Source organism: Psychrobacter sp. CAL346-MNA-CIBAN-0220, from assembly GCF_040309805.1.
Lineage (GTDB): Bacteria > Pseudomonadota > Gammaproteobacteria > Pseudomonadales > Moraxellaceae > Psychrobacter.
The window spans coordinates 1-17,153 of record NZ_JBEOPF010000003.1 but is presented as its reverse complement, the minus strand read 5'-3'; the positions used below and the strand labels follow the sequence as shown (position 1 = coordinate 17,153).

Genomic DNA, 17,153 nt, shown 5'->3' with positions numbered 1-17,153 from the left:
TGCCATAATCAAAAGCCCCTAACTAAACTGTTATCTTAAAGAATCATTGAGTTCTGATCGCACATCAGTAAAAATAACGGCATCTAATCTAGAAAGGCGAGCTTATAAAAGCTAGTCTATCAAAGCTACTCTATAAAGGATTTGAATAAATGAAACTACGTATCTTAAAGTCTGCCGTGACCAACCCTTGGTTCAACCTTGCGACTGAGGATTGGATATTCCAAGCGCTTGACCCTGATTCGCACACGCTATTCTTATGGCGTAATGCTGAAACGGTGGTTATTGGACGCTCACAGAACCCTTGGGTAGAATGTAAGACTGATAAAATGGAAGAAGACAATGTCTTTCTTGCTCGGCGTCAAAGTGGTGGTGGCGCGGTGTTTCATGATTTAGGCAATACCAACTTTACCTTTTTATCGCCCAAAAACGAGTATGATCAGGCGGCTAATTTTACCATCATCATAAACGCGCTAAAAAAACTGGGTATAGACGCCGAGTTATCTGGTCGCAACGACATGCAAGTTGGCGATCGAAAAATATCAGGCAGCGCCTTTAAACATGCCATTGATCGCAGCTTTCACCACGGCACTTTATTAGTGAATGCCGACATGCAAAAGCTTGGCGATTATCTCAATCCGCACCCACTAAAATTACAAGCAAAAGGCATCAAATCCGTGCGCTCACGTGTCGCTAACTTAGTTGAATTCAATAAAGACATTAATCACGAGACACTGTCTGAAGCGATTATCGAGGCGTTTTGTGAGTATTATGGACAAACAGTTGTAGTAGAAGAGTTAGATGAAGACAGCCTCGCAAAGCAGCCCAATCTTAATAAATACTACCAGCAAATGTCAGACTGGGATTGGCGCTTTGGCAAAACTCCTGAGTTTTCGCATCGTATCGAAACTCGGTTTGATTGGGGCATGATTGATTTGCACATGGATGTGAAGCAAGCGGTGATTGAACAAGTGGTTATCTTTTCTGATGCATTGAATGTTGAATTGATTGACCTCTTAAAAGAGGCGCTGACCGGGATTAAATACAATAAGAATGACGTTAAATCCAAACTTGATGAATTAAAGAACGCTCAACCAGAGTTAGCGGCGCAAGTTGATAATTTTGAGAAGTGGTTGGTTGGAGAGATGCAAGGTGGGGATTTTAGTAAAATGTAATCTATGATTATTTGGCCTACGCTTGCTAGACAGTTTGGTTGATTGTTTAAACTAATAAAAAATGCGGCTAGATGATGTATCTAGCGGTACGCTTATATAGAGCTTCAATGTCTACACTATTCAATAATTCTACGATCATTATAAAAGGGTGTGGTTATGAATAAAAGAAATGAATCGCACCAATGTATTGTTTGTGGACAAAATTATCCTATAAACAGCCTTACACCTATAGGTACCGTACGAGAAGCCATTACACAAGAAATTTCACATGATTTTTCCGAATGCTCACCTAAAGATTATATTTGCCAAACTGATTTGAGTCAGTATCGAACGAAGTATGTTCACTCATCACTAAAGTCTGAAAAAGGTGAGGTGACAGATCTTGAATCTGAATTGATTAAAAGTATGCAACAGCATGAACTCATCACTAAAAATATTGATACGACCTTAGATCAAAAATGGACTTTTGGTGAACGGTTGGCAGATAAAATTGCAACGTTTGGTGGTAGTTGGTCATTTCTCATTTGTTTTGCTATTTTTCTAGCCATTTGGATTACCGTAAATACCATGGTGATGATCGCCCATCCTGCTGATCCATATCCGTTTATTCTATTAAATTTAATATTGTCCTGTATCGCTGCTATTCAAGCACCTGTGATTATGATGAGCCAAAATAGACAGGAAACAAAAGACAGATTGCGCTCAGAAAATGATTATCAAATTAACTTAAAAGCTGAGCTTGAAATTCAACACTTGCATGAAAAACTAGATCATCTTTTAATGCATCAATGGGATAGGCTGGCTGAAATACAAGAAATACAACTGGATTTATTATCTGAAATGAGCAAAAAGCATTAGGATAATTACCATCCTGCTCTTTGAGGAAATTTTAAATCTGCTATAAACAAATATCAGATTGGTCTCTTCAATATCTCGTAGAGAGTGAATATTAACCTTAACCTATTGTTAGGTATCGAATCTAAGTTGAATGAGCTTAAACAAGCGCAAGTTGATAATTTTGAGAAGGGGTTGGTTGGAGAGATGCAAGGTTAGGTTTTGAGTGTTTAATGAAGAAAGCATAAAAATAGTATATAGATTCATTCAAAGCTGTAGCTATCAATTAAAATTTTACAGCTAAATTTTTTCAGACAACTATAAATTATAAGGTATTTTTATGAAATATTTACATGCAATGATTAAAACCAACAAACTAGAGGACACTTTACATTTCTATTGTGAGCTTATGGGTTTAGAGCTTCTTAGGAAGAAGGACTCTGAAGTAGGTAGGTTCAGCTTATACTTTTTAGCGACTCATGACGGTGCGCCAGAGATTGAGGTTACTCATAACTGGGATGAAAAAGAATACACCAACGGAGACAACTTTGGGCACTTTGCCTTTAGAGTTGACAACATATATGAGCAATGCGAAACATTTATGAAAGCGGGTGTCGACATATTAAGACCGCCTAGAGATGGGTATATGGCTTTCGTTAAAGACCCCAACAATATCTCAATCGAACTACTTCAAGATGATGAGCGATTAGAACCTCTTGAGCCATGGATTTCGATGGAGAATATCGGTACATGGTAGGTAAATAAGGCTAGGTTAGACTTATTAAGCTCTTATAAATAGTAAGGATTAAACGTAACCTACCGTTGAATATCAAAGTTATAGATTTGGTTGGTTATGCTTTGGCTAACCCACCCTACGCTTACTAGTCTAGTATAATCAGGCATTTAGCTTTAAGACTTAGAGTCGAAATATATTTGGGTAACCCACTCAACAATGTAAACAGGACTTGTAAAAATGAATATAGATTTAAGCAATTGGAATGCAATCAAAAAAGTCTTTTCTAAATCACAAAAATCAAATATGCACGCAAATATTGCAAGTGTTTCTAAAGAGGGAGTACCAAATATTACCCCAATAGGAACTGTTTTTCTAAATGAAGATGGAACAGGATTTCTATTTGATTCTTTCTCTCAACAGCTGGCAGAAAATTTAAAACTGAACAACAATGTTTGTATTAGTGCAGTGAATTCAAGCAAATTCTTTTGGTTGTCATCTTTTATAAAAGGACAGTTTAATGATTATCCGGGTGTAAGACTATATACCAAATTAGGAGGATTAAGACTGGCAACAGATCAGGAGAGATTGCTCGTTAATACTCGAATCCGTTCTCTAAAATGGACAAAGGGTAGTAAGTTAATTTGGTCTGATTTTACTCATGTGAGAGAGTTCAAAGTTGATAATTACCGTTGGATTCAATATCCTAACATGATGGAGAAACTGATATAAATTTTGGCATTAACAGGATCTAAGAATCAAGCGTAGGATGGGTCAACCATAGCGTAACCCACCCTAAAAACGGCTAAATTCCAACTATAAAAAAGTGGCAGGATAAACTAACCCACCACCTATTCTTTCACGCCTCTAATCTATAGTAGCTCTTAAATCCCCGCCGCAACCTCAGCCCCATCACGAATGGCGCGTTTTGCATCCAACTCAGCTGCTAGTTTTGCACCACCGATAAGATGATATTGCGCATCAGGCGCATCACCAACGTTAGGCATCAAATCTACCACCGATTCTTGACCAGCACAGACGACTACGCTATCAACACGCAATAGCTGACTTTGACCTTGGTTATTGGTTATCCAAATGCCTTCATTAGTGATTTTTTCATACTGTAACCCGGACACTTGAATAACGCCATGCGACTTAACATGGGCACGGTGTACCCAACCGGTCGTTTTATTCAGACCACCGCCTAAACGCCCTTTGGTACGCTGCATCAAATACACTTGCCGTACTGGGGTAATGCCTTCTGGTTTAATTAAGCCGCCATCACTTTGATAGTCAGGGTCAGCAGTCACGCCCCACTCTTCACGCCATTCTCTAACCGATTGTGCTTTTGGGCGATAGCTTGGGTCTTTTAGAGTTTCAGGCGGCAGCTCATCTAATGGCTGACCATGACGAGCCGTGAGGTACTCGCTCACATCAAAGCCAACGCCGCCCGCACCGATGACCGCCACGGTATTACCGACTGCTTTTTGGCCAGATAGCAATTCTGCATAGCTCATCACTTGCGGCAAATCTGCGCCTTCCAATTTACCTGCCAAACTTTTCGGCACCACACCAGTTGCCACGATAACATGATGAAACTTGCCAGCTTCTAATAGCGCCTTGTCTACTTTAGTATTCAGCTTGATCTCAACCCTCAAATGCTCAAGCTCATTAATATAATAGCGAATGGTTTCAAAGAACTCTTCTTTACCGGGAATGACTTTGGCGTAGTTAAACTGCCCGCCTAAGATATCTTTGGCTTCATATAAAGTCACTTCATGTCCGCGCAAGGCTGCCACATGTGCCGCTGACATTCCAGCTACCCCGCCACCAATAACGGCGACTTTTTTGGGTTTTTTAGTTTTCTTATAAATCAGTTCAGTCTCATAACAGGCTTGCGGATTGACCAGACAAGTTGAGCGTTTATTCTCAAAGGTATGGTCAAGACAGGCTTGGTTACAAGCAATACAGGTATTAATACGATCGGCTTCACCGTTTTTGGCTTTATTAACCCAGTTTGGATCCGCCAAGAACGGACGCGCCATTTGAATCAAATCTGCCTGACCACTGGCAACGATATCCTCAGCGGTATAAGGCATATTAATACGATTGGCCGCCATCATTGGAATGCTAATATGTTTTTTGATTTCAGCGGTAAAGTCCACAAAGGCTGCTCGTGGTACACTGGTTACAATCGTTGGCACTCGTGCTTCATGCCAGCCGATGCCAGTATTCATAATAGTGACGCCCGCTACTTCTAGCGCTTTAGCAACGATGATGACGTCATCCATGACGTTGCCATCTTTGACCAAATCAATGACCGATAAGCGAAACAGGATAATAAAGTCATCACCCACTGCTGCGCGCACCGCTTTGACAATATCAACCGCCAGCTTCATACGCCCATGAATATCGCCGCCATAAATATCGCTACGTTTATTGACATGGCTGGATAAAAATTGATTAAGCAAATAGCCTTCAGAGCCCATAATTTCAACGCCGTCATAGCCTGCTTGCTTGGCCAATCGTGCGGCGCGTGCATAATCATCAACCGTCTGTTCGATATTTTTAATACTCATTTTACGCGGTTTAAATGGTGAGATTGGCGACTTAATCGGACTTGATGACACCACAAACGGGTGATAACCGTAACGACCACTATGTAAGATTTGCATGATAATTTTGCTATCATATTTATGGGCAGCGCGGGTCACACGTTGATGGTTCATGACATCCATTTTACTGTTCATGGTGCCGCCTGCCGGTAGCAGCCAACCTTCACGGTTGGGCGAGATACCACCAGTAATCATCATTGCTACGCCGCCTTTGGCACGCTCAGCGAAATAAGCCGCAAGCTTGCCATAGTTATAAAAGCGGTCCTCTAACCCCGTATGCATAGAACCCATGACCAATCGGTTCTTTAAAATGGTGAAGCCCAAATCTAACGGCTGAAATAAATGTGGGTAATACTCGGAGGCGTTAGCAGCATCAATAGCGGTATCACTGGTGGAGATACGATCAGTATTTTTAGCACTTTTATTTGTCTGGCTGGCGGCATCAAGGCTGGCACTCATTTCATTATCCTTATGAATCAATGGTTTATATAGCGAAAACAGTTCAAAATCTAACTTTAATTCTATCGTAACATAATGCCATTATTATCAGCTACGCAGACAAACGACTGCTCAGTGATTAATAATTTTTTATACTCTATTGCTAATGGCTTCTATTGCGAAACGCTATAAAATAATTGGTGTTGCCTTATTGCTAGTAGTAGCAGACAATAGTGGGGACTAAAAATAGCCGTCGTTAAGTTATCTGTACAAAATAGGCTGATTTCTGGCGTACCATTCTCTATAATAAATGAGCGCCTATCAACCACTATGGTTTATCTTATCGACCTATCCTCTCAAGCGCTTTGATATAACAGACACGATAAAGGACTATCTCCATGACTGACTTTCATACGGGTCTCAATAAAAACCCTGCCAACTATCAACCGCTTACCCCTATTGATTTTATTATTCGTAGTGCGCAGGTTTATCCTGATAAAACCGCCATTATTTATGATGACCTCAATGCTAATAATCTGACTCAAACGTGGCAACAAACCTTTATTCGTTGCCGACAACTGGCCGATGGTCTACGTAAACTGGGTATTGATAAAAACGATACGGTCGCAGTCATGATGCCCAATATCCCAGCAATGATAGAATGCGCGTTTGGCGCACCGATGTCGGGCGGGGTTCTTTGCACCTTAAATACCCGTTTGGATATCAATGCGCTGACTTTTTGTCTGCAACATGCTGAAGCCAAAGTTCTAATCTTAGATAGTGAGTTTGCTGAGCACGCTGAAATTATCACTGAAACCTTTCCCGATTTGATGATCATTCATGTCACCGATGACGCGATAGAGGTGGAACGTTTCGGGCAAATGACCTATGAAGAATTAATTGCTAGCTCAGACAGTTTAGATAATTGGGAGCGACCAACAGACGAGTGGGATGCGATTGCGCTCAATTATACCTCTGGCACCACCGGTACTCCAAAAGGCGTGGTTTACCATCATCGCGGCGCCGCATTAAACGCGGTTTCAAATATATTAGACTGGGATATGCCCAAGCATCCAGTATATCTGTGGACGCTGCCATTATTTCACTGCAATGGCTGGTGCTTTCCGTGGTCTATTGCTGAGCGCGCTGGGGTCAATGTCTGCCTACGTAAGATTGATGCCGATTTGATTTTGCAAATGATTGCTAAATACCAAGTGACTCATTATTGCGCTGCGCCTGTGGTACATAATATGATAGCTGGCGGTAAGCCAGAATATAAAGCAGCGATTAGCCATAAAGTCAAAGGTTGGGTTGCAGGTGCACCGCCATCTGAAACTATGCTCACACAAATGGAAGAGATGGACTTCGCTATCACCCACACTTACGGTCTTACCGAAGTATACGGGCCGGTGACGATTTGCGCAGAACAAGAGGAGTGGGGCCAGCTTACCATTGCCGAACGTGCGCAAAAGAAATCGCGCCAAGGTGTAACCTCACATTTAATGACTGGTTTTGAGGTCTTTAAACAAGGGACCACTGAACCAGTAAAAGACGATGGCGAAGAAATGGGCGAATTGGCATTGCGCGGTAATATGGTGATGAAAGGTTACCTAAAAAGTCGCAAAGCCACTGAAGCCGCCTTTGCTAATGGCTGGTTCCGTACTGGAGATTTAGGGGTCAAATATCCCGATGGTTATATCAAAATCATGGATAGGCTTAAAGATATTATCATCTCTGGTGGTGAAAATATCTCCAGTATTGAAGTCGAAAACGTCTTATATAAAATGGAGGCTATCCAAAGTTGCGCGGTCGTTGCCGCACCGCACGATAAATGGGGTGAAGTACCGATTGCGTTTATTGAAATTCATGAAGGCAGTACTTTACAGCGTGATACGGTGATTGAGCATTGCCGCCAACATCTGCCAAGATTTAAAGTGCCCAAGCATATTATCTTTGCTGAAATCCCAAAAACCAGTACCGGTAAAGTGCAAAAGTTCGAATTGCGCCAAGCAGCAAAATCTTTGGCACATGAAACATCTAAAGTCACCCACCAATCAGAGTAAGCAGCTTGTTATTCAAAAGACCATAAGCACTTAACAAAAAGGGACGCTTAAAATTATTGTTTAAGCGTCCCTTTTTACTAACCGTATTTTTTAAATATGTTTTTTTTAAGTCAGAATAGATAAAGCCTGCTATTTAATTAAGCTTAGGCTCGAGCCCCTGATATATCAACATTCCCAGTACCATTGCTGGGATAAAGACATAAGCTTGCCATTGTCCGGTACCGAGCAACACAATCCCTGGTCCTGGACAAATACCAACCAAACCCCAACCAATACCGAATAACATCGCACCGATTAATAGTTTTTTATTAATAATGGTATTAGTTGGCATGTCTATCGGTGTCCCAATCCAGCTATTACCCTGGCGCTTGGCCAGTTGTACCCCAACGATGGCCACTATTAATCCACCACCCATCACTAGCGCTAATGAGATATCCCATGCGCCAAAAACGTCCAAGAATCCTTGTACTTTAACAGGATCAGTCATGCCTGATATCAGTAGACCAAACCCAAATAATAACCCTGCTACTAGCCCAATTATGTTTTTTAGCATCATCGTCTCTTATTATCATTGCTTCATATTAATATTAAAATCGGTATAACAGATCTTATAGTGTCAAAATATGCTAAGTATCAGTCAGCGTTTAGATCAGCCCAAATAGATGCCGACCAATATAAACGGTGATAACACCGAAACCCATAAAAGCCACCGTTGCCGCCATTGAACGGGGAGATAAGCGCGCATTACCACAAATACCATGACCACTAGTACACCCTGACCCTAACCGTGTGCCAAAACCTACCAGCAATCCTGCGCCAATTAATAACGGCAAAGAACTGGTGATTTGCATCATAGGTAGCGGGGCCACCAGCCTATACAACAACGGCGAAACAATGAGTCCCAGTATAAACAATACTTGCCATGCCTCTACACGTTTGGGTTTGAGCAAGCTTGCGCCAATACCACTGATACCGGCAATACGCCCAATGCCTAGTAGCAAGATTACGGTCGCCACCCCTATCATCACACCACCCATTAAGGATATTGGGGTAAACGCCTGCCAGTCTATTTGTATACTCATAACGGATTACCTAACTTAATGTTTACTAACTGTTGATTATTAATACTTGCTTTAAAATTCTATTTATAAAAACACATTATATAATAAAGTATAATAAATAGGTAAAAAAATACTGAACGCGGCGGCTCAGTATTTTTCTTAGGTTTAGTTTTCTATACTGCTTAGTATTAATTGTACTAATTCACAAATCGCTTGCCAAATTAATAAGTTTATTTAGCCAATACTTTATCAAGTACGGATTCAAAACGCTCAACGGCACCATCGACATCAGTCAATTTGTCAAAACCAAATAGGCCTAAGCGGAAAGTTTTGAAGCTTTCAGGCTCGCCGCATTTAAGCGGCACACCAGCAGCGATTTGCATACCAAGCTCAGCAAATGCAGTGCCTTTATGCATGTCATCACGACTGGTATAAGAAACCACCACGCCTGGTGCTTTAAAGCCTTCAGCAGCAACACTTTGAATGTCTTTAGACTCTAACACTTCACGGATCTTGTTGCCAAGTTCCCACTGCGCGTCACATAGTGTATCAAAGCCGATTTCTTTGGCTTCGTTAATGGTGTCGCGGAACTGACGTAAGCTATCAGTCGGCATCGTTGCATGATAAGCATGACCACCATTCTCATAAGCGCGCATGATGTTTAACCACTGTTTTAAATCTAAGCTAAAGCTATTTGATTCAGTGCTGTCTACTTTTTTGACAGCTGCTTCGCTAAGCATAACCAAACCGGCACAAGGGGTGCTGCTCCAGCCTTTTTGCGGAGCACTGATAAGCACGTCAATACCAAGCGCTTTCATATCCAGCCACACGCAACCTGACGCGATGCAATCGATAACCAATAAACCGCCGACGCTATGAACGGCGTCGCTCAAGGCTTTAATATAGTCATTGGGTAAAATGATACCGGCTGAGGTTTCAACATGCGGAGCAAAGACGATGCCAGGCTTGTGCTCTTTGATTTTGGCAACCGCAGTTTCGATATCAACGGGCGCAAATGGCTTTGGCGCATCTGTATCTTCAGTGCGGTCAGCGGCCAATACGGTCGTTGTTTTACCGATGTTGTTTTTTTCTAAAATTTGCGTCCAACGATAGCTAAACCAACCGTTACGGATGATTAGGCAGTCTTGGTCACGAGCCAGTTGCGCTGCAACTGCTTCCATACCATAAGTACCAGCGCCGGGAACAATAGCCACGGCATCAGCGTTATAGACTGATTTCAGGTTACTTGATAAGTCATTCATCACTTGTTGAAAAGCTTTTGACATATGGTTAAGGGCGCGGTCAGTATAAACCACTGAATACTCTAATAAACCTTCTGGATCGATATCTTGACGTAATGCAGACATAGGACATTCCTTGTTTGTTGTTAGATTCTTTAGATATTGTTAATAATTTGGGCACAGCTAAAACTTAGTTATAAATATAGCTTTATTGAGTGACATAAAGACACTGGATACCGCTATAAGTGTTGCTAGCTATAGGTACTACTAAGGGTGTTACTAGAAGGTACGACATGGGCTGGACGATATAGCACTTTATCCTAGCGCTATTGCCGTTGTTGGTTTATGTTCTATACAAGAGTGCATAGAACATCAGCGCCATTATAGTAGCTGCGCAGTGGCAGGCAGATGATAATGGTAACTGGTGATCTGACTAAATGTGACTTTATTAGATAGGTCTTTGTTTAGCGTTTAATAGCATCATAACTTAATACAAGCGTGATAGCTTGATATTAGCACTGATAATGGTAGTTGACAATGAATTGTTGACTAGAAAAACATCAAGCCCCAGAGTCTAGTTAATTATTATCTAACTGGCCAATAGTGAGCCCTTCTTAGCGATGACGGTAAGCGTCGTGTAGCCCTGAAACCACAAAGTCTAATAATTCACTATCGCCCTCACGAGCAGCCTTACGCATTAATTTCGAGGGTGCATGGGTCAAAGTTTGAGTAAGACGCCTTGATAGCTCAGTGATGATATCCTCAGCACTGACCTCACCCTGTTCAAGCTGAGCGATGGACTCATGAAGTAGTTTGTCTACTTGCTCATGAGTGCGGGTACGATAATGCTGAATGTCTTTACCGACTTGCCGTACTTGGAAACGCCGCTCCATCTCAACAACCAGTTGACTGACTAGCAGTTCAGCATCGACTGCTGCTTGTCGGCGCTGCTCAATATTACCCGCGATAACATGCTGTAAGTCATCAACTGAATATAAATATACAGCATCCATACGGCTGATGGACGAGTCAATATCACGCGGTACTGCCAAATCTATCAGTAACATCGGTTGGTAGCGGCGGCGTTTAAGCGCTTGGGCAGTCATGGTTTTATCAATCAGCAAGTCCATACTACCACTACAACTACTAACAATATCAGCTTCTGCAAGCACTTGCGGCAGCTCTTTTAAAGACCTGACTTCTACCTGTCGATTAGGTTGGCGCAACTCAGCAGCCAAGGCTTCAGCACGCTCAGGACTGCGATTACAGATAATAATTCGTCCGACGCCAAGACCTGCGATATGGGTGGCAACCAAGCGATTCATCTCGCCTGCGGCAACTATTAGTAGTGTACGATTGGCCAGATCAGCAAAAATCTGGGTGACGAGCTTGGCAGCAGCAAAGCCCAGCGATACCGCATGGGCGCCCACTTGGGTCTCATTACGCACGCGTTTGGAGGCCGCAAACACCTGATCAATAACCCAGCCTAGCTGCTTGCTCAGTGCTTGCTCAGTTTGCGCTAATTGTACCGCTTGCTTTATTTGTCCAAGTATCTGTGGCTCACCTAAAATCATAGAATCAAGGCCCGCAGCAACTCGTAACCAATGGGTTATCGCATGAGTATCGCGATGGACATATAGATACGGCTCTATCTCAGTTAGCGGTAATTGCTTAAAATTAGCAAGCCACGTTTTGATTTGCATGACATGGGCATTCATCTCAGCTGTGGTTACGCCAGAACTAAGGGTTACGCTACTACTCTGAGACCTATTATTAAGAGATTTATGGTGAAGAGCTGTCGTAGACGCGAGATTAGTTATCGTATCGTCAGCTTGCGGTACTAGCGCATAGATTTCAGTACGGTTGCAAGTCGAGACAATCACACTACCATCGGTAAAGCCTTTGAGCTCACTAAGTGCAGCGTTCAGGTCATCACCCACAAATGCCAAGCGCTCACGTAAAGCGACTGGTGCGGTTTTGTGATTGACCCCAATGACCACTAATCTCATTATTGATAGACCATAAACATGACGCTCATTGATGTGCTAAACCTTAGTATTGCTGCTACAAGCCGCGATTAAAAAAACACTACGGATACACGCAAGCCAGTGCATATATAATGCAGCGTCATTGATTTGAATAGGTTAAATAGCAAATGCTATAAATATAAAACCGCTTATTATATCATTGTTATGGGCTTTATTTAATACTCACCCAGCAGTACGGGCAGCTATTTGCTTGTATCTGGGCAGATAGGCGACAAATCAACCGCTGTCTGCGCTTTTAATTGACAGCAAGCATACCCATTATTAGGTAACACGAGTACTATTGTTTAGCGTGGTCATCCGATTTTATAATAAAGTGTCTTTTTTAATGGTAAATACCACTATCTATGATTTTTTTTGGGTCATCGTTCCATTCAAAACCTGCGCATAGCGATCAGTCCAACCTGCAGGCTTCATTGCAGGTCATCATAGAGCGACTGTGCCAGCGCCATAAGCTAACCTTCGTGTTGGCTCTTTGTCTGTGTCTGGGAACACCTGCTCATGGGGCGCTGTCCAAACCGTTATTTGATACCTGGTCACCGCAACCTGCAGTAACTGCTGTATCTACTACTAGTGATAAAGAGCCTAACAATGATAAAAGTATAAAAGCGCAAAACCACTCAGTATTTGCACCAATATCAACTGATACGGACACCCAATTAATCGGTGGTTCAACTGATAGTTCAACTAAAAGTCCTGAAGGTAAGCAAGTGGTAAAAGTGGTTAATATTAATAGCTTACCACCAGCGACTATATTGAAACCTGAGCTTACTGAGCCTAGCCTCTACGCGCTATTAGATGCTGAGTTTGCAGCTGATCGCGGTGATAGCCGCCGTGCCGTTACTATCTATAAACAGCAATCTTTTAAAGAAGATGCCACTGCTGTATTTGAGCGTGCCCTTAGTTTATCACTACGTAGTGAAAACGTCAGCTCTTCACTACAGTTTGCCAGAACATGGCAAGATCAAAATCCCGATCACGTTCCTGCTTGGTTTTATGTGGCACATTTAGCGCTTAAAGCGCATGATTATGCGCTAGCCAGCGAAACCTTAAGTCGTATCTTACGCTATGATCCACGTACAGACTTAAGTGAAATATTAATTGGTATTTATCCTAATACGGACAGTGATCAGCGCGAATTGCTGGCCGCCTTGCAACCTATTGATAGTGAGCAAAATGCGTCATTATCGGTGTTAAAAGCTGGCTTGCTCTATCAGTTCAATGAACCAGAAATCGCGCTCGTTCATATTAATCGTGCTTTGATACGTCAGCCTGATTATGTGCCTTTTATCACTTTAAAAGCGGATATTTTACGTAAAATTGAGCCTGCTGAGACTGTTGTTAATTATGTCAGCCAAGCCCGCCTGCGTAACCCTAGCAGCAAAAGCCTATATCTATACGAGATTCGCTATTTGCTTGACTTGAAGCAAAGCACCGAGGCCTGGCAGCTATTACTTGACGCCCATAACCGCTTTGAGGATGATGCTGAAATTACCCTATTAGCAGCATTGGTTAGCTTGGATGTTGAAGAGTATCGCAGCGCTGATCACTTGCTCAATATATTGGCAAAAAGCCCTACTTATCTTGATCAAGCTTATTATTATCTAGGTATCAGTGCGGAGCGCCAGCAGAACTTTGAACAAGCTAAATACTATCTTAATGGCGTTATGCAAAAGGACTTAGTTCTGGCTGCACGTAAAAAAGTCGTCGCTTTTGAGCTACTTGATAACAATATCGAAGCTGCAATAGCGACTCTAGAAAAACTGCGTCAACAGTTTGAAGTCTTTGCCCCTGAAACTTATGTTTTGCAGGCGGATATTTTATGGCAACAAGATGAAACTGCGGAAGCGCTACGACTGCTGACTCGTGCCAATCGCAAGTATCCTGATAGTGAAATCATACTCTTTGCTCGCGCCCAACTGCTTGATGATCGCAATGACTATGTGATCAAACGTACCTTGCTCAATCATTTGCAAGCGCTAGATTCTAGAAATCTGTCTTATCAGCTGAGCTACGCGCAACTGCTTTTAGCCAATAATCGTGACTCTGAGCAAGGTTTAGAGCTTGCGCAAACTATCGTTCAAATTCGCTATGATGACCCACGTTACGATAATGAGCTACACTTGCAAGCATTGAATGTACTTGCTAGTAATGCTTTAGCTAATGACCAGTACACCCAAGTTATTAATTATCTACAAATCCCTTATGATGTGCTGCCCACCCTACGTTCAGGCGTCCTCTTGCTACGCGCTTATCAAGGCTTGGGTGAGAATGGTAAAGTCAACGCTCTATTGGCTGATTTACAGCAGCGTTTCTCATTTGGGCAACATAATGTCAATGACCACGTGCAGCTGTATTAATTATCTTGTGAGACAGGATAAGAGGTGATTTGATAAAATGGAAATAAACGCGCGCACATGCGGGTCTGTGGATAACTGAGTCGAATTCTTTAGCAAATCCCTATAAAAATCATAGACTATTTTTGATCAACTGACTAGCGACAATAAGCTGATTGTACGTGACACTTATAAATCACTAACAACAGACCATAACTGAGTAACAAAAATAGCTTAAGCTGTTTTTTATGTTCTATGAGCACTCAAACACTTTTAACTGCTTTAAATTTGTAATTCTTGAGGAAAAATCATGTCAGCGCTTTTAACAACATTCCCCAATAAACCGGCTAAGTTAGCTGCGTTCAGTGCCCTTACCGCTGCATTGGCATTCATCTCCGGTTGTCAATCACTACAAGGTGCGCAGGCCACCACTAATTCTACGCCTGTCGTGCAAGCCCAAAATCTTAATAATTTTAATATTACTGGTAAAATTGGTGTGACCATGCCAAAGAACGTGCCTGCTAACAGCTCAGCCAGTACTGACACCCAAGGCGGTAGTGCATTTTATGCGTGGGCACAGCAAGACGAGCGCTTTGCTATTGAGCTGATTGGTGCACTAGGTATTGGCAAGACCAATATCGAATACGACGGCCAGACTGCGACTTTGGTCAGTGAAAAAACCGGCACTTTAACTGCGGAAAACCCTGAAACCTTGCTAGAGAAAGCCACTGGCTGGCAAGCGCCCATCTCGCAGATGCCTTATTGGATTTCTGGACGCTCCGCCCCTTCTGATAGCGCACCACAAGTTGATGCACAAAATCGTTTGATCAGCTCAGTCAATGGTGAATGGACCGCAAATTTTACTTATAAGAGCAGCGATAAACTGCCTAGCAAAATCAGCGCCACCCAAACCCAAGGCCACAAAGTAGTCATGACCATTAATCATTAAAGCAATCATCAAAGCCAATAATATAGTGATTATAAATGGTTAATGAATGCTGTCTCCTTTACCAATACTGAGAGCTTATAAACACAGTAACTTATGACTCAAAATATAACGATTTCAGACGAAGTTATTACGCGTTTATCGCCTGCAAAAATTAATCTATTTTTGCATATTACTGGTAAGCGCACCGATGGCTATCATAATTTGCAAACTGTATTTCGCTTGCTCGATTGGGGCGATTATCTACATTTTTTGCCAGCTGCGATGCTGTCCACTACCGAGTTTGGTCATAAAAATAAAGTAGATTCGGATAGCGAGATGTTACCTTTATCTGACTTAGGAGATACTCTAAAACTATCTGAGCTACGTTCGCAGCAAGCAACCAAACTGTGCTTTCAGCTGCTGACACTGACAGGTGCTGAGACCATTACTGCTAGTATAGATGATAACCTGATTATTAAAGCAGCACGCGCGCTGTTGGCAACTGCGATCCAGCAGCAAAAACTTCCCACGCGACTACAGCAAGTCAGGATTACCCTAGATAAACGCTTGCCGATGGGTGCAGGCTTAGGCGGCGGCTCATCCAATGCGGCGACTACCTTGTTAGTACTCAATGAGCTTTGGCAGCTGTCTTTTAGTAACGCACAGCTGCGTACTATTGGAACATCACTTGGTGCAGATGTACCGATCTTTATTTTTGGGCAAGATGCTATTGCGATGGGCATTGGTGAGCAGCTGACGCCCATTGACTTGCCTGACCAACAATACTTATTATTGACCCCAAACGCCCATATCAATACCGCCCAGCTATTCGTCCATCCCAAGCTACGCCGCAATATGAAACCTCTTACCCCAGCGACTATTAGCGAGCAGTCAGCGTACTATACCCAGGCGCTCTGCGCCCCTTATCGTAATGTCTTTACCCCAGTGGTTGAGTACCTTGCGCCTGCAGTAACCCAAGCCTTGCAATATTTGCGCGATTTAGAAACGCAAGCGTTAGGGGTGGCACGGATGACCGGCTCAGGTAGCGCCGTATTTTTGCCACTAGATCCTGGAGTTACTGACGATATTCAAATGTTAACAAGCTGGATAGCTGGCGCACCTTGCTCCGCTTATTTGGTAAATAATTTACGAGAGTAATATAAATATAAATCATTAACAACGGTAGGCTTAGCGTCATTAATTTGCTAGAATAGCGCTGGTATTGGCCGATTATGAATATAAAACTAGAAAAAGACGCAAATGTCTTGCAATATCGAAATATTTATTTATAATAGGTCGCGAATATAGGGGTATAGCCAAGTTGGTAAGGCATCAGGTTTTGATCCTGACACCGTTGGTTCGAGTCCAGCTACCCCTACCATATTTTTAGTTTGTATTGCTTGATTCATAGTTATGATAGGTGCTAGCATAAATAGCTACTTGTTTTATAGCAATTGACAATACCCTCCCAGTTTCGGTATAGTTCGCAACGAACACCGTTAGGAAATGTTGTTTTTAGACGGTTCAGCTGTTTTTTAAACGATTAAAAAGGTAGTAGCGTTATTCTAATATTTTTTTATTAGACCACAACGCTTGCATAACCTAGATATTATAGGGGTATAGCCAAGTTGGTAAGGCATCAGGTTTTGATCCTGACACCGTTGGTTCGAGTCCAGCTACCCCTACC

The 17,153-nt window shown here is 42.4% G+C and carries 13 protein-coding genes and 2 tRNA genes; 10 read left to right on the top strand and 5 right to left on the bottom strand.

Features of this window, described 5'->3' with window-relative positions:
* Positions 1-149 precede the first annotated feature (149 nt).
* From AAEY88_RS07740 to AAEY88_RS07725, 4 genes are all read left to right on the top strand, one after another.
* On the top strand, positions 150-1,172 hold the full coding sequence (locus AAEY88_RS07740) for a lipoate--protein ligase (RefSeq protein WP_350561136.1): 1,023 nt from the start codon (positions 150-152) through the stop codon (positions 1,170-1,172).
* 156 nt (positions 1,173-1,328) lie between these two features.
* Positions 1,329-2,030, top strand: a complete 702-nt coding sequence (locus tag AAEY88_RS07735; protein ID WP_350561134.1) for a DUF1003 domain-containing protein — start codon at positions 1,329-1,331, stop codon at positions 2,028-2,030.
* A gap of 316 nt (positions 2,031-2,346) precedes the next feature.
* On the top strand, positions 2,347-2,763 hold the full coding sequence (locus AAEY88_RS07730; protein WP_350561132.1) for a VOC family protein: 417 nt from the start codon (positions 2,347-2,349) through the stop codon (positions 2,761-2,763).
* Positions 2,764-2,979: 216 nt separating this feature from the next.
* A complete protein-coding gene (locus AAEY88_RS07725; RefSeq protein WP_350561130.1) occupies positions 2,980-3,471 on the top strand; it encodes a pyridoxamine 5'-phosphate oxidase family protein in 492 nt (163 codons plus the stop codon).
* 152 nt (positions 3,472-3,623) lie between these two features.
* Here AAEY88_RS07725 and AAEY88_RS07720 read toward each other — a convergent pair whose 3' ends face one another.
* Entirely contained in the window at positions 3,624-5,813 is a 2,190-nt protein-coding gene (locus tag AAEY88_RS07720) for an FAD-dependent oxidoreductase (protein ID WP_407074438.1), read from the bottom strand.
* 377 nt (positions 5,814-6,190) lie between these two features.
* On the opposite strand from AAEY88_RS07720, the gene AAEY88_RS07715 reads away from it, so the two are divergent.
* Positions 6,191-7,855, top strand: a complete 1,665-nt coding sequence (locus tag AAEY88_RS07715; protein WP_350561128.1) for an AMP-binding protein — start codon at positions 6,191-6,193, stop codon at positions 7,853-7,855.
* 133 nt (positions 7,856-7,988) lie between these two features.
* Here AAEY88_RS07715 and AAEY88_RS07710 read toward each other — a convergent pair whose 3' ends face one another.
* The 4 genes from AAEY88_RS07710 to hemA form a co-directional block, all read right to left on the bottom strand.
* Complete coding sequence (locus AAEY88_RS07710; protein ID WP_350561126.1) at positions 7,989-8,411, bottom strand: DUF6691 family protein; 423 nt, start codon at positions 8,409-8,411, stop codon at positions 7,989-7,991.
* A gap of 88 nt (positions 8,412-8,499) precedes the next feature.
* On the bottom strand, positions 8,500-8,937 hold the full coding sequence (locus AAEY88_RS07705; RefSeq protein WP_350561124.1) for a YeeE/YedE thiosulfate transporter family protein: 438 nt from the start codon (positions 8,935-8,937) through the stop codon (positions 8,500-8,502).
* Positions 8,938-9,146: 209 nt separating this feature from the next.
* Positions 9,147-10,283, bottom strand: a complete 1,137-nt coding sequence (locus tag AAEY88_RS07700) for an aminotransferase class V-fold PLP-dependent enzyme (protein WP_350561122.1) — start codon at positions 10,281-10,283, stop codon at positions 9,147-9,149.
* Between the two features lie 488 nt (positions 10,284-10,771).
* Positions 10,772-12,166: a glutamyl-tRNA reductase gene (gene hemA, locus AAEY88_RS07695; protein ID WP_350561120.1), complete on the bottom strand. Its 1,395-nt coding sequence runs from the start codon at positions 12,164-12,166 to the stop codon at positions 10,772-10,774.
* Between the two features lie 383 nt (positions 12,167-12,549).
* On the opposite strand from hemA, the gene AAEY88_RS07690 reads away from it, so the two are divergent.
* From AAEY88_RS07690 to AAEY88_RS07670, 5 genes are all read left to right on the top strand, one after another.
* Positions 12,550-14,562, top strand: a complete 2,013-nt coding sequence (locus AAEY88_RS07690; protein WP_350561118.1) for a tetratricopeptide repeat protein — start codon at positions 12,550-12,552, stop codon at positions 14,560-14,562.
* Positions 14,563-14,848: 286 nt separating this feature from the next.
* Positions 14,849-15,487: a lipoprotein insertase outer membrane protein LolB gene (gene lolB, locus AAEY88_RS07685; RefSeq protein ID WP_350561116.1), complete on the top strand. Its 639-nt coding sequence runs from the start codon at positions 14,849-14,851 to the stop codon at positions 15,485-15,487.
* Between the two features lie 93 nt (positions 15,488-15,580).
* Entirely contained in the window at positions 15,581-16,624 is a 1,044-nt protein-coding gene (gene ispE / locus AAEY88_RS07680) for a 4-(cytidine 5'-diphospho)-2-C-methyl-D-erythritol kinase (RefSeq protein ID WP_350561114.1), read from the top strand.
* A 148-nt stretch (positions 16,625-16,772) separates the two neighbouring features.
* A tRNA-Gln gene (locus AAEY88_RS07675) sits at positions 16,773-16,847 on the top strand.
* 232 nt (positions 16,848-17,079) lie between these two features.
* A tRNA-Gln gene (locus AAEY88_RS07670) sits at positions 17,080-17,151 on the top strand.
* Positions 17,152-17,153: the final 2 nt, after the last annotated feature.

Bases quoted from the DNA above. Each gene is read 5' to 3' on its own strand.
- AAEY88_RS07700 (WP_350561122.1), bottom strand. From the start codon at position 10,283: ATGTCTGCATTACGTCAAGATATCGATCCAGAAGGTTTATTAGAGTAT.
- AAEY88_RS07730 (WP_350561132.1), top strand. From the start codon at position 2,347: ATGAAATATTTACATGCAATGATTAAAACCAACAAACTAGAGGACACT.
- AAEY88_RS07715 (WP_350561128.1), top strand. From the start codon at position 6,191: ATGACTGACTTTCATACGGGTCTCAATAAAAACCCTGCCAACTATCAA.
- AAEY88_RS07740 (WP_350561136.1), top strand. From the start codon at position 150: ATGAAACTACGTATCTTAAAGTCTGCCGTGACCAACCCTTGGTTCAAC.
- AAEY88_RS07710 (WP_350561126.1), bottom strand. From the start codon at position 8,411: ATGATGCTAAAAAACATAATTGGGCTAGTAGCAGGGTTATTATTTGGG.
- AAEY88_RS07690 (WP_350561118.1), top strand. From the start codon at position 12,550: ATGATTTTTTTTGGGTCATCGTTCCATTCAAAACCTGCGCATAGCGAT.
- AAEY88_RS07725 (WP_350561130.1), top strand. From the start codon at position 2,980: ATGAATATAGATTTAAGCAATTGGAATGCAATCAAAAAAGTCTTTTCT.
- lolB (WP_350561116.1), top strand. From the start codon at position 14,849: ATGTCAGCGCTTTTAACAACATTCCCCAATAAACCGGCTAAGTTAGCT.
- hemA (WP_350561120.1), bottom strand. From the start codon at position 12,166: ATGAGATTAGTGGTCATTGGGGTCAATCACAAAACCGCACCAGTCGCT.
- AAEY88_RS07705 (WP_350561124.1), bottom strand. From the start codon at position 8,937: ATGAGTATACAAATAGACTGGCAGGCGTTTACCCCAATATCCTTAATG.
- AAEY88_RS07720 (WP_407074438.1), bottom strand. From the start codon at position 5,813: ATGAGTGCCAGCCTTGATGCCGCCAGCCAGACAAATAAAAGTGCTAAA.
- ispE (WP_350561114.1), top strand. From the start codon at position 15,581: ATGACTCAAAATATAACGATTTCAGACGAAGTTATTACGCGTTTATCG.
- AAEY88_RS07735 (WP_350561134.1), top strand. From the start codon at position 1,329: ATGAATAAAAGAAATGAATCGCACCAATGTATTGTTTGTGGACAAAAT.